The organism is Hydrogenophaga sp., from assembly GCF_051007235.1.
Taxonomy (GTDB): Bacteria; Pseudomonadota; Gammaproteobacteria; order Burkholderiales; family Burkholderiaceae_C; genus Hydrogenophaga.
Genome location: NZ_JBPCSJ010000153.1, coordinates 1 through 12,368, shown reverse-complemented (window position 1 = coordinate 12,368; position 12,368 = coordinate 1). Strand labels below are relative to the sequence as shown.

The window sequence follows — 12,368 nt, the reverse complement described above, 5'->3', positions numbered from 1 at the left end:
TTCCTCTCGGCCGACAACGAGCGCCCCGAGATGCTGGAAAAGGACGGCCTGGCCCAGCCGGGCACGCGCTTCACCTACGCCACGGGCCAGCTGGTGCTGTGGTCGGTCAAGCCAGGCCGGGTGGACGGCCAGGGTGCGGTGCTCAAGGCGCCCGACCTGGGCAAGGTGGCCTACGCCAACCCCAAGACCGCGCCCTATGGCGCCGCCGCGGTGCAGGTGCTCAACCGGCTGGGTCTGACCAACGCCCTGAGCCCGAAGCTGGTGCAGGGCGAAAGCATTGGCCAGACCTTCAACTTCGTGAAGACGGCCAACGCCGATGTGGGCTTTGTGGCCATGTCGCAGGTGCTCGACGGCGGCAAGCTCAAGGAAGGTTCGATGTGGGTGGTGCCGCAAGCCAGCCACGACCCGATCCGCCAGGATGCTGTGCTGCTGAAAAGGGGCGCGGGCAACGAGGCAGCGCAGGCGCTGCTCAAGCTGCTGCAGAGCCCGAACATCAAGGACCTGATCCGCTCCTACGGCTATGAGATTTGACCCACCCCCGCGAGGACGTGAAACACCCCCGCGCCGCTTCGCGTCACCCCCTCCAGGGGGCAACGCGAGTGGTCCGGCAAAGCCGGTCCCACCGCGTTCCTGACGCAAACACTGCTGGCCCATGCTTCTGACTCCCGATAACTGGCAAGCGCTGTGGCTGACCGCTCAGGTCGCCACGCTGACCACGCTGATCCTGTTGCTGCTGGGCACGCCGCTGGCCTGGTGGCTGGCGCGTTCGCGCGGCTGGCTGGCCAAGCCGGTAGGGGCGCTGGTGGCGCTGCCGCTGGTGCTGCCGCCGTCGGTGCTGGGCTTTTACCTGCTGGTGGGGCTGGGGCCCAACGGGCCAGTCGGGTCGTGGATGGTGTCCATGGGTTTGCCCACCCTGCCCTTCACCTTCACCGGGCTGGTGGTGGCTTCGGTGTTCTATTCGCTGCCCTTCATGGTGCAGCCCCTCCTGAACAGCATGCAGGCGCTGGGTGAGCGGCCGCTGGAGGTGGCGGCCAGCCTGCGCGCTTCGCCGCTGGACACGTTTTTCAAGGTGGTGCTGCCGCTGTGCCGGCACGGCATCGTCACCGGCAGCATCATGAGTTTTGCGCACACGGTGGGCGAGTTCGGCGTGGTGCTCATGGTGGGCGGCAACATCCCGGGCGAGACGCGGGTGGTGTCGGTGCAGATCTTCGACCACGTGGAAGCGCTGGAATACGCCGACGCGCACCGCCTGGCGGCGGTGATGCTGGTGTTTGCCTTCGCAGTGCTGATGGCACTGCAGTTCTACAACGCGCGGCACGCGCGCCGGGGGCAGACATGAGCCCTCACGCTCCACCGCTGCGCGGGTCGATGCCCCATGAACGGGAAGGGCCCCGGTCGTTACCGGGTCCTGGGGCTGATTCGACTGGGGGCGGCCCGGCGCCGAATCGGATGAACCTTGCCGCGCTGAAGCTGAACGCCCGGCTGGACAGGGGCGGCTTCGCGCTGGACGTGGACGTGAACCTGCCCGGCCACGGCATCACCGCGCTGTTCGGGCCGTCGGGCAGCGGCAAGACCACCTGCCTGCGCGTGCTGGCCGGGCTGGAGCGCGCGGCGCGCGGCCAGGTGCGGGTGGGCGCCGAGACCTGGCTGGACAGTGCGCGCAGCGTCTTCGTGCCCACGCACCGGCGGGCGCTCGGCTACGTGTTCCAGGAGGCCAGCCTGTTCGACCACCTGACGGTGGAGGGCAATCTGCGCTTCGGCTTCGACCGCACGCCCGCCGCACAGCGCCGGCACGACTGGCGCCACGGGCTGGAGCTGCTGGGCATTGGCCACCTGCTGCAGCGGTGGCCGCACCAGCTCTCGGGCGGAGAACGCCAGCGGGTGGCCATCGCCCGCGCCCTGGCCACCAGCCCGCAGCTGCTGCTGATGGACGAGCCGCTGGCCGCGCTGGACGCTGCGCGCAAGGCCGAAATATTGCCGTGGCTGGAGCAGTTGCACGAGGCGCTGGACGTGCCAGTGGTCTACGTCACCCATTCGCTGGACGAGGTGGCACGGCTGGCCGACCACGTGGTGCTGCTGGACCAGGGCCGCGTGCAGGCCGAAGGCCCGCTGACCGACATGCTGACGCGCGCCGACCTGCCCCTGGCCCAGGGCGATGGCGCGGTGTCGGTGCTGGTGGGACATTGCAGCGGTTTTTCCCCCAGCGACCTGCTGGCGGTGTACGACATCGACGGCGGCCACCTGCTGCTGCCGCAGCCGCGCCAGGGTGTGCCGCGCCAAGGCACGGCGGCGCGCCTGTCGATCCAGGCCCGGGACGTGAGCCTGTCGTTGCAGCAGCCCGCGCAGACCAGCGTGCTCAACGTGCTGCCGGCGCGGGTGATGGACGTGCAGGAAGCCGTGCCCGGCCAGGTGCTGGTGAGCCTGCGCCTGGGACCGGACGGTACAGGTGCGCGCCTGCTCTCGCGCATCAGCCGGCTGTCGTGCCACCGGCTGGGCATCGCGCCCGGTCTGGCGGTCTACGCCCAGATCAAGGGTGTGGCGATGGTGCGCTGACCTGCCCCAGCAGCACCCACGCGGACGAGGCCGCGCGGATGCGGGGAACGGGCACCGCTCAGGGACGGCCGAAGCCGTGTCGGGCCAGGATGGCCTGGGCCGGTTCGGCCACCAGGGCCTTGGCAAACGCTGCGGCGGGTGCCGGGGCACCCTGGCGCACCGTCAGCCCGTAGGCCGCGCCCACCTGCAGCGCGGCCGGCAGCTGCACCACCTGCAGGCCACTGCGCTCTTTCTGCGCCGCGACCGCGTTGGTGCAGTAGGTCAGGAACACATCGGCTTTGCCCTGCTCCATCACCCACGCGTAGGCGTTGCGCCCGGCGGGCGCGGCGGGCGACGTTGGGCCGCCCGTGAGCTGCAGGGCCTTGGCGTTGAGCACCGCCTGGCTGCCGGCGCGCACCGCCTCGGCCTTCTGGAACAGCGCCAGCGCGTAGTCGCCCGACGGGTCGGCCTTGGGCGTGGACATGCCCAGCTTCAGGTCGGCGCGCAGCAGGTTGTCCAGCAGGTTCGCCGTGTTCACCGGCAGGCCGGGTTGCACCAGCGCGCACAGGCTGTTGCGCACGAACACGGTCTGCGCCGCCCAGCCACCGCCCTCGGCCAGGCGCTGCGGATGCTGGGTGTCGGCCGACGCGAACACCTGGGCGCCCTCGCCTTTTTCGATGCGCTCGCGCAGCAGGCCGGACGGCCCGAAGGTGAGCGCCACCTTCTGCCCGCTGCGCGCTTCGTGGTCGCGGGCGACCTCGGTCAGCGCGTCGCGCAGGCTGCCCGCGGCGTAGACCACCACCGGATCAGGAGTGGGGGTCTGCGTGGCACAACCGGCCAGCACTGCCGTCAACGTCAGAGCGGCGAATCTCATTTCGTCGCGTTCGGGAAGAACAGCTGTTCGCCGCCGATCTTGTAGTCGGCGATGGCCTTCTGGCCCGCGGCGCCGGTCACCCAGTCCACGAACTTCTGGCCCTCGGCCGTCTTCACCTGCGGGTGCTTGGCGGCGCTGACCAGCATCACGCCGTACTGGTTGAACAGGCGCTTGTCGCCTTCGACCAGCACCGCCAGATCGGCGCGGTTCTTGAAGTTCAGCCAGGTGCCGCGGTCGGCCAGCACGTAGGCGCCGCTGGAGGCGGCAATGTTCAGCGCAGGGCCCATGCCGCAGCCGCATTCCTTGTAGCCCGAGCCCTTGTTGGCGTCGGTGTCGGTCATCTTCCAGAAGCGCAGCTCGGCCGCGTGCGTGCCGCTCTTGTCGCCACGCGAGACGAAGGCCGCGTTGGCCGTGGCCAGCTTCTTGAGCGCCGCAACGATGTCGTTGCCCTTGGTCCCGGCCGGATCGGCCTTGGGGCCGATCAGCACGAAGTCGTTGTACATGACCTCCTGGCGCTTGGCGGAGAAGCCGTCGGCGACGAACTTCTCTTCGGCAACCTTGTCGTGCACGAAGAGCACGTCGGCGTCGCCGCGGCGCGCCATGTCGATGGCCTGGCCGGTGCCCAGCGCGACCACTTTCACGTCGATGCCGCTGGCCTGCTTGAAGGCCGGGAGGATGTGGCCAAACAGACCGGATTGCTCGGTGGAGGTGGTCGACGCCACGACGATGCTGCTCTGGGCCAGCGCGGCGCCGGCGCCCAGCAGCCCGGCCGACACGAGGCCGGCGGCGGCGAGCAGTTGCACAAGGGTGCGACGGGATGCGGTGAACGATTTCATGTGGTTTCTCCTTTGACGAACAGATGGGCCTGGGGGCAATGCGCCTCCAGGAAGGTGTGGTTGAAAAACGCGCTCACCGGCAGGTCGGCGAGCAGGCGGCCTTGCTCCAGGTAAATCACGCGGCTGGCCAGGCGTTTGACCTGGCAGAGGTTGTGGCTGGCGAACACCAGCGTGGGCGGCAGGCGGCCAGGCGCCGGCACCTCGTCGCCGAAGTCGGCGATCAGCGCCTCAACGTCGCGCTTGGCGTGCGGGTCCAGGCTTGCGGTGGGTTCGTCGAGCAGCCACACATCGGGCTGCAAGGCCCAGGCTCGCGCCAGCGCCACGCGTTGCTGCTGCCCGCCCGACAGGGCACGGCCGTTGCGATCGGCCAGGTGCGCGAGCTGCACCCGGTCCAGCGCCTGCCGGGCGCGCGCCTGCGTTTGCGCCCAGGGCACACCGCTGAGCCACAGGCCCAGTTGCAGGTTGCGCCGCACCGACATGCGCAGCATGTGCGGGCGCTGGAACAACATGGCGATGCGCGAAGCCTGCGGCACCGAGCGTTCGCCGGCGGCGATGGGCAACAGGCCGTGCAATGTGCGCAGCAAGGTGCTTTTGCCACAACCGTTGGGACCGACCAGCGCCACACGCTCGCCAGCGTGGATGGCCAGCGAAATGCCGCGCAGCGCCTCGACCTGGGCCGCCGGCCCGAGGCTCACGGTCACGCCCTGCAGCGCGAGCACCGTGGGGGCGTGCAGGGTGGTTTGCCCACCTGGACCATAAGACACGGGTTCGGCCCTCATGTGGTGGCCATCCGCAGGTCGCCGCCGTCCAGGCGTTCGCGCCAGCGGCGCAGCAGCGCCACCACGCTGTTGAGCAGCAGCACCACGCCCAGCAGCACCAGGCCCAGACCCAGCGCCAGCGGCAGGTCGCCCTTGCTGGTTTCAAGCGCGATGGCGGTGGTCATCACTCGGGTGAACCCGTCGATGTTGCCGCCCACGATCATCACCGCGCCCACTTCCGACACGGCACGGCCAAAGGCGGTGATCAGCACCGTGAGCAGTGCGTAGCGCTCGTCCCAGGCCATGAGCAGGCTGCGCATCGCGCGCCCGGCGCCCAGCGAGCTGAGCTGTTCGCCGTGCTCGCGGTCGCTGTCCTCCACCACCTGGCGCGTGAGCGCGGTCACCAGCGGCAGCACCAGAATGGCCTGCGCCAGCACCATGGCCTGGAAGCTGAACAGCCAGCCCAGAAAACCCAGCGGCCCCGAACGGGACAGCAGCAGATAAATGACCAGGCCCACCACGACGGACGGAATGGCCAGGAAGGTGTTGAGCAGCGTCAGCACCGCCGAGCGCCCCGGAAAACGAGCCACCGCCAGCCAGGCCCCCAGCAACAAGCCCAGGGCGCAGGCCAGCGCGCAGGCCGTGGCACTGACGGCCAGCGACCGCGAAACGATGGCCCAGAGGGCCGGATCACCCGAAACCACCAGCCCCAGTGCGGTGGTCACGCTATCGGAAAAACTGTTCATATCTTGCGCCGCAGCATACGGGCAGCGGCAGACCCTGTGAGTACGTGGCAACGCGGTATGCACAACACAACATAAGCAAGACTTTGCATAACAGAGGGCTGGTGCACACTTGCGGGCCATGAGACGCATCGCGATGTCCTACTCCCTGGCCGCCGAGCGCCCTGCGCGCAGCACGGGCGCACCGCTGCTGAGCAACCCCATGATGGACGTGCTGCACGCGGTGCACGAACGCGGCTCCATTTCGGCGGCGGCCCGGCAGCTGGGCCTGTCGTACCGGCACGTCTGGGGCCAGCTCAAGGATTGGGAAGCCCAGCTGGGCCGCGAACTGCTGGTGTGGGAGCGTGGCCAGGCGGCCCTGTTGTCCCCCTTTGGCCAGCGGCTGCTGATGGCCGAACGCCTCGCGCAGGCGCGGCTGGGGCCGCAAGCGGAGCACCTGCGCGCCGAGCTGGAGCGTGCGTTTTCCATGGCGTTCGATGACGATCAAGCGCCCAGCGAACTGCTCACCCTCTACGCCAGCCACGACCACGCGCTGGCGGCGCTGCAAGACCTGGCCGCGCACGGCGACGGCCACCCGAACCTGCACCTGGACATCCGCTTCACCGGCAGCGTGGACGCGATCCGCGCTCTGAACGAAGGGCGCTGCCTGCTGGCGGGCTTTCACACACAGCCCTTTGCCGACGCTGACAGCCGCACCGCGCGGACCTACCGGCCGCTGCTCAAGCCGGGCACACACAAGATCATCGGTTTTGCCCGCCGCGCGCAGGGCCTGATGGTCGCCCCTGGCAATCCGCTGCGGCTGCACACGCTGCGCGACGTGGCCCGGTTGCAGGCCCGTTTTGTCAACCGCGCCATCGGCACGGGCACGCGGCTGTTGCTGGAAGAGTTGCTGGTGCAGCACGCCATCGTCGCGGAAGACCTGCTGGGCTTCGAGCGCGAGGAAAGTTCGCACGCGGCGGTGGCCCAGGCCGTGGGCAGCGGCGAGGCCGACGTGGGCCTGGGCACCGAATACGCGGCCCAGCGGCAGGGCCTGGGCTTCGTGCCCCTGACCGAGGAACGCTACCTGCTGGTGTGCCTGAAATCGGCGCTGGAGTTGCCCGCGGTGCAAAGCCTGCTGACCCTGCTGCGCAGCGCGCGCTGGCAACAGCAGTTGCAGGCCCTCCCCGGCTACCAGCCGGACCATCCCGGCGAGGTGGCCGCCATGAAGCGGCTGCTGCCCTGGTGGAGGTAGCGGATCCACCCCCGTCGCTTGCCCACTTCATGTGGCCGCTCCGCCCCTTAAGGGGCAACGCGTTTGGCCCGGCGGAGCCGGTTCCACCGCGTTCTGGACCGAGACCTTGGCGCTGACGATGTGCACCATGTTCCAGTGGCGATGAACCCTGTCAAAGACGCTTGGAGGCTTTCTTGGCGGCTCTGCTGGCGTCGCACCCCTGAGGGGTCGCGCATCCGATCCGACCCAGGCTTAGAAAGCTTCCTTCTCGGCCTCGAGGTAGGCCAGGCTGGTGTACTTGCCGATGTTGCTGTCGAAGCCGTCCATGGTCCGGGCGCGGCTGGCCACGCGCGGGTCTTTCAGCACCAGTGCCTTGGCGCCGTCGAGCGGAATACCGTCCTTGACCGCCTGCACGCAGGGCTCCCAGATGCCCTTCATGAAACGGCCGTAGGTGTCGAGCAGGTCCTTGCTGCCGCGGCCGTGGCCCGGCACCCAGAGCTGGTCACCTGCGGCTTTTTGGAGCGCGTCGTAGTACTTGAAAGTGCCTGGATACGACCCGTCGTCGATATTGGCAATGCGGTTGGCCATGGCGATGTCGCCGACGTAGGTGAGCTTGTCCTGCACGACCTCGAAACACAGATCCGACGGCGTGTGCGCCCGGCCGTAGTGGTGCAGCTTGATCTGCACATCACCGTAGTCGAACACCTGGCCATGCTCCACCGTGGTGTTGGGCGCCACCACCTGGGTGCCCAGCGTGGCCTGGTTGGTCCAGCGCTCCATCAGGCTGCGCCAGAGGTTGCCTTCGTGGCCGGCGATCTGCTCGCGCGTGTGGGCCAGCGCGTGGATGGGCAGGTCCTTGCCAAAGGCCTCGACAAAGGCGTGGTTGCCCAGCCAGTGGTCACCGTGGTAGTGGCTGTTGAAGACCGCGATCACCGGCTGGCGCGTCACGGTCTTGATCATGCGGATCGCCATCTGCCCGATCTGCAGCGAGGCGCCACTGTCCAGCACCACCACGCCCTTTTGAGTGATCACGAAGATGATGCTGTCCATGAGCCCCTGGTTCTCGGCGGTCGCAAAACCTTCCTTGGCGTACACCATCCAGACGTGCGGCGAGAGTTGCTCGGGCTTCACATCGGGCACTGGCGGACCCTCGATGAAGTCCTGCACCTGCTGGGCGAACAGGCGCACCTCGGGCACCAGCGCCAGGCCCGCCGCCCCCAGCCCCACGCCACTGGCCATGCGCAGCCAGGCGCGGCGGCCCGTCGAAACGGAAAGGGGGGACGTGTGGCGGGGCCGTGTCATGCGTGTCTCCTGATCGCGCGAATCAATAATAAGCAATCGCTTATCAAATGATACGCCTCGCCCACTGGGCGCCGCAAGCCGGCGCGAGGGTCAGCCAGCCGACAAGCGTCGCGCGATCTCGGCCACCAGCTGCCGTGCCAGCGCCAGCTTGGACGCGCGCGGCAGTTCGGTGCTGCCCTGCTCGTCGATCAGCAGCAGCGCGTTGTCGTCCTGCCCGAAGGTGTCGGGCCCGATGTTGCCCACCAGCAGCGGCACACCCTTGCGCTCGCGCTTGGCGTGGGCGTTGGCCAGCAGGTCCTGGCTCTCGGCCGCAAACCCCACGCAATACAGCTGGCGGCTGGCGGCCCGCGGCGTGGCGGCGATACCGGCCAGGATGTCCGGGTTCTCGACGAACGACAGGGTCGGCACGGCGCCCGACCCGTCTTTTTTAATCTTCTGGTCGGCGGCCACCGCCGGTCGCCAGTCGGCCACCGCCGCGGCCGACACGAACACGGTGGCGTTCTGCGCCAGCACGTTCAGCGTCTTCTGCATGTTCAGCGCCGACTTCACGTTGACACGCCCCACGCCGCGCGGCGTGGGCAGGCTCACCGGCCCGGCCACCAGGGTCACATGCGCGCCGGCCTCGTGCGCCGCGCGCGCGATGGCAAAACCCATCTTGCCGCTGGACAGGTTGGTCAGGCCACGCACCGGGTCGATGGCTTCGAACGTCGGTCCGGCGCTCACCACCACGTGCTGCCCCGCCAGCCGCTTGGGCGTGAAGAAGCGCACCAGTTCGTAGAGCAGTTCGTCGGGTTCGAGCATGCGGCCGTCGCCGGTTTCACCGCAGGCCTGCTCACCCACGCCCACGTCCAGCACGGTGGTGCCATCGGCACGCAGCTGGGTCACGTTGCGCTGGGTGGCGGGGTGGGCCCACATCTCGCGGTTCATGGCCGGCGCCAGGATCAGCGGCACCTTGTCCAGCGGACGGGCCAGGCACATCAGGCTCAGCAGGTCGTCGGCCCGGCCGTGCAGCAGCTTGGCCATGAAGTCGGCACTGGCCGGCGCCACCAGAATGGCATCGGCCTCGCGGCTGAGGTTGATGTGGGCCATGTTGTTGTCCACGCCGCCCGAGGTGCGCGAATCCCACTGCGAGGTGAACACCGGCCGGCCCGACAGCGCCTGCATCGTCACCGGAGTGATGAACTGCTCGGCCGCCTCGGTCATGACCACCTGCACGGTGGCGCCTTCCTTGATCAGGGCCCGGCACAGTTCGGCTGCCTTGTAGCAGGCGATGCCACCTGAGAGTCCCAGGACGACGTGTTTTCCAGCGAGATCGTTCATGGGCGGCAATGTAGCAGTTCGAACGCTTTTCGCCCGCCCGGCGGAGCAGGCCAGGTCCCGGGCCGGACAGGGGCGCCCTTTATAATCGCCATTTCCACCTCCTGCGAGCGCCTGGCTCGCCCGAGACATGACCAAATTTGTGTTCGTCACCGGCGGTGTGGTGTCCTCCCTCGGCAAGGGCATTGCTTCTGCTTCCCTGGCCGCGATCCTCGAATCGCGCGGCCTCAAAGTCACCCTCATCAAGCTCGACCCGTACATCAACGTGGACCCGGGCACCATGTCGCCCTTCCAGCACGGCGAGGTGTTCGTCACCGACGACGGCGCCGAAACCGACCTGGACCTGGGTCACTATGAGCGTTTCATCGAAACGCGCATGAAGAAGACCAACAACTTCACCACCGGCAAGATTTACCAGTCGGTGCTGGAGAAGGAACGCCGCGGTGACTACCTCGGCAAGACGGTGCAGGTCATCCCGCACGTCACCAACGAAATCCAAGAATTCATCAAGCGCGGCGCCGGCATCGGCACGCCCGACGCGGTGGACGTGGCCATCGTCGAAATCGGTGGCACGGTCGGTGACATCGAGTCGCTGCCCTTCCTCGAAGCCGTGCGCCAGATGAGCCTGCGCATGGGCCCGAACAACTCGGCCTTCGTGCACCTGACCTACCTGCCGTGGATCGCCGCGGCCGGCGAACTCAAGACCAAGCCGACCCAGCACACGGTGCAGAAACTGCGCGAGATCGGCATCTCGGCCGACGCCCTGCTCTGCCGCGCCGACCGCCGCATTCCCGAAGAGGAACGCGCCAAGATTTCGCTGTTCACCAACGTGCCCGAGTGGGGCGTGATCAGCATGTGGGACGTGGACACCATCTACAAGGTGCCGCGCATGCTGCACGAACAGGGCCTGGACGGCCTGATCTGCGACAAGCTGCGCCTGAACACGCCGCCCACCAGCCTCAAGCGCTGGGACGATCTGGTCTACGAAACCGAGCACCCGCAGGGCGAAGTCAAGATCGCCATGGTCGGCAAGTACGTCGACCTGTCGGACAGCTACAAGTCGGTCAACGAAGCGCTGCGCCACGCCGGCATGCGCAACCACGTCAAGGTCACCATCGACCACGTGGACTCCGAGACCATGGAAGGCGTGGACGTGAGCGCCAAGCTCAAGCAATACGACGCCATCCTGGTGCCCGGCGGCTTCGGCCAGCGCGGTGTGGAAGGCAAGATCGCCACGGCCCGCTTCGCCCGCGAACACAAGCTGCCCTACCTGGGCATCTGCCTGGGCATGCAGGTAGCGACCATCGAATACGCGCGCCACGTGGCCGGCCTCGAAGGTGCCAACAGCACCGAGTTCGACGCAGCCTGCAAGCACCCGGTGATCGCGCTGATCGAAGAGTGTAAGGACGCCGACGGCAGCATCCAGAAGCGCGACGCCAGCTCAGACCTGGGCGGCACCATGCGCCTCGGCGCACAAAGCTCCGACGTGGCCCCCGGCACGCTGGCGCACAGCATCTATGGTGATGTGGTGACCGAGCGCCACCGCCACCGCTACGAAGCCAACGTCAACTACCTGGACCAGCTGCGCAAGGCCGGCCTGGTGATCTCGGCGCTGACCCAACGCGAGCAGTTGACTGAAATCGTCGAGCTGCCCAAGGCGGTACACCCCTGGTACATCGGCGTGCAGTTCCACCCCGAGTTCAAGTCCACCCCCTGGGCGGGCCACCCGCTGTTCAACGCCTTCGTCAAGGCGGCGGTGGAACACCAGAAGGCCGCCAAGGCCTGACCGGAGCCCGCCATGCAACTCTGCGGATTCGACGTCGGCCTGGACAAACGGTTTTTCCTGATCGCCGGCACCTGCTCGATCGAAGGTCTGCAGATGTCGCTGGACGTGGCCGGCCAGCTCAAGGAAGCCTGCACATCGTTGGGCATTCCGCTGATCTACAAGGGGTCATTCGACAAGGCCAACCGGTCCTCAGGCACCACCAAACGCGGTGTCGGTCTGGACGCCGGTCTGAAGATCCTGGAAGAGGTTCGCAAACAGCTGCAACTGCCCATCCTGACCGACGTGCACGACGAATCACAGGTGGCCGAGGTCGCCAGCGTGGTGGACGTGCTGCAGACGCCGGCCTTCCTGTGCCGCCAGACCGATTTCAGCCGTGCCGTGGCCCAGTCGGGCAAGCCGGTGAACATCAAGAAGGGCCAGTTCCTCGCGCCCTGGGACATGAAGAACGTGATCGACAAGGCCCGCACTGCAGCTCGCGAAGCCGGCCTGTCGGAAGACCGTTTCCTCGCCTGCGAACGCGGTGTGAGTTTTGGCTACAACAACCTCGTGGCCGACATGACCAGCCTGGCCGAGATGCGCAAGTCCGGCGCGCCGGTCGTGTTCGACGTGACCCATTCGGTGCAGAAGCCCGGTGGCCTGGGCGGCGCCAGCGGCGGCGCGCGCGAGATGGTGCCGGTGCTGGCGCGCGCCGGCGTGGCTGCCGGTGTGGCTGGTCTGTTCATGGAAACGCACCCCAAGCCAGCCGAAGCCTGGTCGGACGGCCCCAACGCCGTGCCGTTGGGTCGCATGAAGGCTTTGCTGGAAACCCTGGTTGCGCTCGATTCCGTCACCAAAACAAACCCGCTCCTGGAGGACGATTTCGCATGAGTGCGTACATCATTGCGGACGTGACCGTCACCGACGAAGCGCAGATGAAGGTCTACCGCGAGTGGAGCTCGCGCGCCATGCAGGAGTTTGGCGCCGAAGTGCTGGTCCGCGGTGGCCGCGTCGAACCGCTCGAAGGCGACTGG

The 12,368-nt window shown here is 67.9% G+C and carries 13 protein-coding genes; 7 read left to right on the top strand and 6 right to left on the bottom strand.

Annotated features, from left to right (window positions below):
• The 3 genes from modA to modC all read left to right on the top strand — a co-directional run.
• Window positions 1-531: molybdate ABC transporter substrate-binding protein (gene modA / locus ACR2JA_RS05665; protein WP_434008134.1), on the top strand; the 531-nt coding region annotated here is incomplete at its 5' end.
• A 121-nt stretch (window positions 532-652) separates the two neighbouring features.
• A complete protein-coding gene (modB, locus tag ACR2JA_RS05660) occupies window positions 653-1,339 on the top strand; it encodes a molybdate ABC transporter permease subunit (protein ID WP_434008133.1) in 687 nt (228 codons plus the stop codon).
• Between the two features lie 110 nt (window positions 1,340-1,449).
• Window positions 1,450-2,553 carry a molybdenum ABC transporter ATP-binding protein gene (gene modC, locus ACR2JA_RS05655; protein ID WP_434008132.1) on the top strand — a complete coding sequence of 368 codons (1,104 nt, stop codon included), beginning with the start codon at window positions 1,450-1,452 and terminating at the stop codon, window positions 2,551-2,553.
• Between the two features lie 58 nt (window positions 2,554-2,611).
• On the opposite strand, the gene ACR2JA_RS05650 is transcribed toward modC, so the two are convergent.
• Genes ACR2JA_RS05650 through ACR2JA_RS05635 form a run of 4 tightly spaced genes read right to left on the bottom strand, consistent with a single transcriptional unit; the run spans window position 2,612 to window position 5,746 of the window.
• Window positions 2,612-3,406, bottom strand: a complete 795-nt coding sequence (locus ACR2JA_RS05650) for a molybdate ABC transporter substrate-binding protein (protein WP_434008131.1) — start codon at window positions 3,404-3,406, stop codon at window positions 2,612-2,614.
• On the bottom strand, window positions 3,403-4,242 hold the full coding sequence (locus ACR2JA_RS05645; protein ID WP_434008130.1) for a substrate-binding domain-containing protein: 840 nt from the start codon (window positions 4,240-4,242) through the stop codon (window positions 3,403-3,405). The genes ACR2JA_RS05650 and ACR2JA_RS05645 overlap by 4 nt, the downstream gene beginning before the upstream one ends.
• Window positions 4,239-5,021: an ABC transporter ATP-binding protein gene (locus ACR2JA_RS05640; RefSeq protein WP_434008129.1), complete on the bottom strand. Its 783-nt coding sequence runs from the start codon at window positions 5,019-5,021 to the stop codon at window positions 4,239-4,241. The genes ACR2JA_RS05645 and ACR2JA_RS05640 overlap by 4 nt, the downstream gene beginning before the upstream one ends.
• Window positions 5,018-5,746, bottom strand: coding sequence for an ABC transporter permease (locus ACR2JA_RS05635; RefSeq protein ID WP_434008128.1), 729 nt, complete (start codon window positions 5,744-5,746; stop codon window positions 5,018-5,020). The genes ACR2JA_RS05640 and ACR2JA_RS05635 overlap by 4 nt, the downstream gene beginning before the upstream one ends.
• Before the next feature lie 118 nt (window positions 5,747-5,864).
• Here ACR2JA_RS05635 and ACR2JA_RS05630 point away from each other — a divergent pair, with 118 nt between their 5' ends.
• A complete protein-coding gene (locus ACR2JA_RS05630; protein WP_434008127.1) occupies window positions 5,865-6,974 on the top strand; it encodes a substrate-binding domain-containing protein in 1,110 nt (369 codons plus the stop codon).
• A 231-nt stretch (window positions 6,975-7,205) separates the two neighbouring features.
• Here the strand turns inward: ACR2JA_RS05630 and ACR2JA_RS05625 are convergent, their stop codons facing one another.
• Together ACR2JA_RS05625 and coaBC are read right to left on the bottom strand one after the other, a co-directional pair.
• The gene (locus tag ACR2JA_RS05625) at window positions 7,206-8,255 is read right to left on the bottom strand and encodes an MBL fold metallo-hydrolase (protein WP_434008126.1); all 1,050 of its coding nucleotides are present in this window, start codon (window positions 8,253-8,255) and stop codon (window positions 7,206-7,208) included.
• A gap of 90 nt (window positions 8,256-8,345) precedes the next feature.
• Window positions 8,346-9,575: a bifunctional phosphopantothenoylcysteine decarboxylase/phosphopantothenate--cysteine ligase CoaBC gene (gene coaBC, locus ACR2JA_RS05620; protein ID WP_434008125.1), complete on the bottom strand. Its 1,230-nt coding sequence runs from the start codon at window positions 9,573-9,575 to the stop codon at window positions 8,346-8,348.
• Window positions 9,576-9,702: 127 nt separating this feature from the next.
• Between coaBC and ACR2JA_RS05615 the strand changes: the two genes are divergently transcribed.
• The 3 genes from ACR2JA_RS05615 to ACR2JA_RS05605 form a co-directional block, all read left to right on the top strand.
• A complete protein-coding gene (locus ACR2JA_RS05615) occupies window positions 9,703-11,358 on the top strand; it encodes a CTP synthase (RefSeq protein ID WP_434008124.1) in 1,656 nt (551 codons plus the stop codon).
• Window positions 11,359-11,370: 12 nt separating this feature from the next.
• The gene (gene kdsA / locus ACR2JA_RS05610; RefSeq protein ID WP_434008123.1) at window positions 11,371-12,225 is read left to right on the top strand and encodes a 3-deoxy-8-phosphooctulonate synthase; all 855 of its coding nucleotides are present in this window, start codon (window positions 11,371-11,373) and stop codon (window positions 12,223-12,225) included.
• Window positions 12,222-12,368 (top strand): DUF1330 domain-containing protein (locus ACR2JA_RS05605; protein ID WP_434008135.1); only part of this gene is annotated, 147 nt, incomplete at its 3' end. The genes kdsA and ACR2JA_RS05605, both read left to right, overlap by 4 nt.

Bases quoted from the DNA above. Each gene is read 5' to 3' on its own strand.
- modB (WP_434008133.1), top strand. From the start codon at position 653: ATGCTTCTGACTCCCGATAACTGGCAAGCGCTGTGGCTGACCGCTCAG.
- modC (WP_434008132.1), top strand. From the start codon at position 1,450: ATGAACCTTGCCGCGCTGAAGCTGAACGCCCGGCTGGACAGGGGCGGC.
- ACR2JA_RS05650 (WP_434008131.1), bottom strand. From the start codon at position 3,406: ATGAGATTCGCCGCTCTGACGTTGACGGCAGTGCTGGCCGGTTGTGCC.
- ACR2JA_RS05645 (WP_434008130.1), bottom strand. From the start codon at position 4,242: ATGAAATCGTTCACCGCATCCCGTCGCACCCTTGTGCAACTGCTCGCC.
- ACR2JA_RS05640 (WP_434008129.1), bottom strand. From the start codon at position 5,021: ATGAGGGCCGAACCCGTGTCTTATGGTCCAGGTGGGCAAACCACCCTG.
- ACR2JA_RS05635 (WP_434008128.1), bottom strand. From the start codon at position 5,746: ATGAACAGTTTTTCCGATAGCGTGACCACCGCACTGGGGCTGGTGGTT.
- ACR2JA_RS05630 (WP_434008127.1), top strand. From the start codon at position 5,865: ATGAGACGCATCGCGATGTCCTACTCCCTGGCCGCCGAGCGCCCTGCG.
- ACR2JA_RS05625 (WP_434008126.1), bottom strand. From the start codon at position 8,255: ATGACACGGCCCCGCCACACGTCCCCCCTTTCCGTTTCGACGGGCCGC.
- coaBC (WP_434008125.1), bottom strand. From the start codon at position 9,575: ATGAACGATCTCGCTGGAAAACACGTCGTCCTGGGACTCTCAGGTGGC.
- ACR2JA_RS05615 (WP_434008124.1), top strand. From the start codon at position 9,703: ATGACCAAATTTGTGTTCGTCACCGGCGGTGTGGTGTCCTCCCTCGGC.
- kdsA (WP_434008123.1), top strand. From the start codon at position 11,371: ATGCAACTCTGCGGATTCGACGTCGGCCTGGACAAACGGTTTTTCCTG.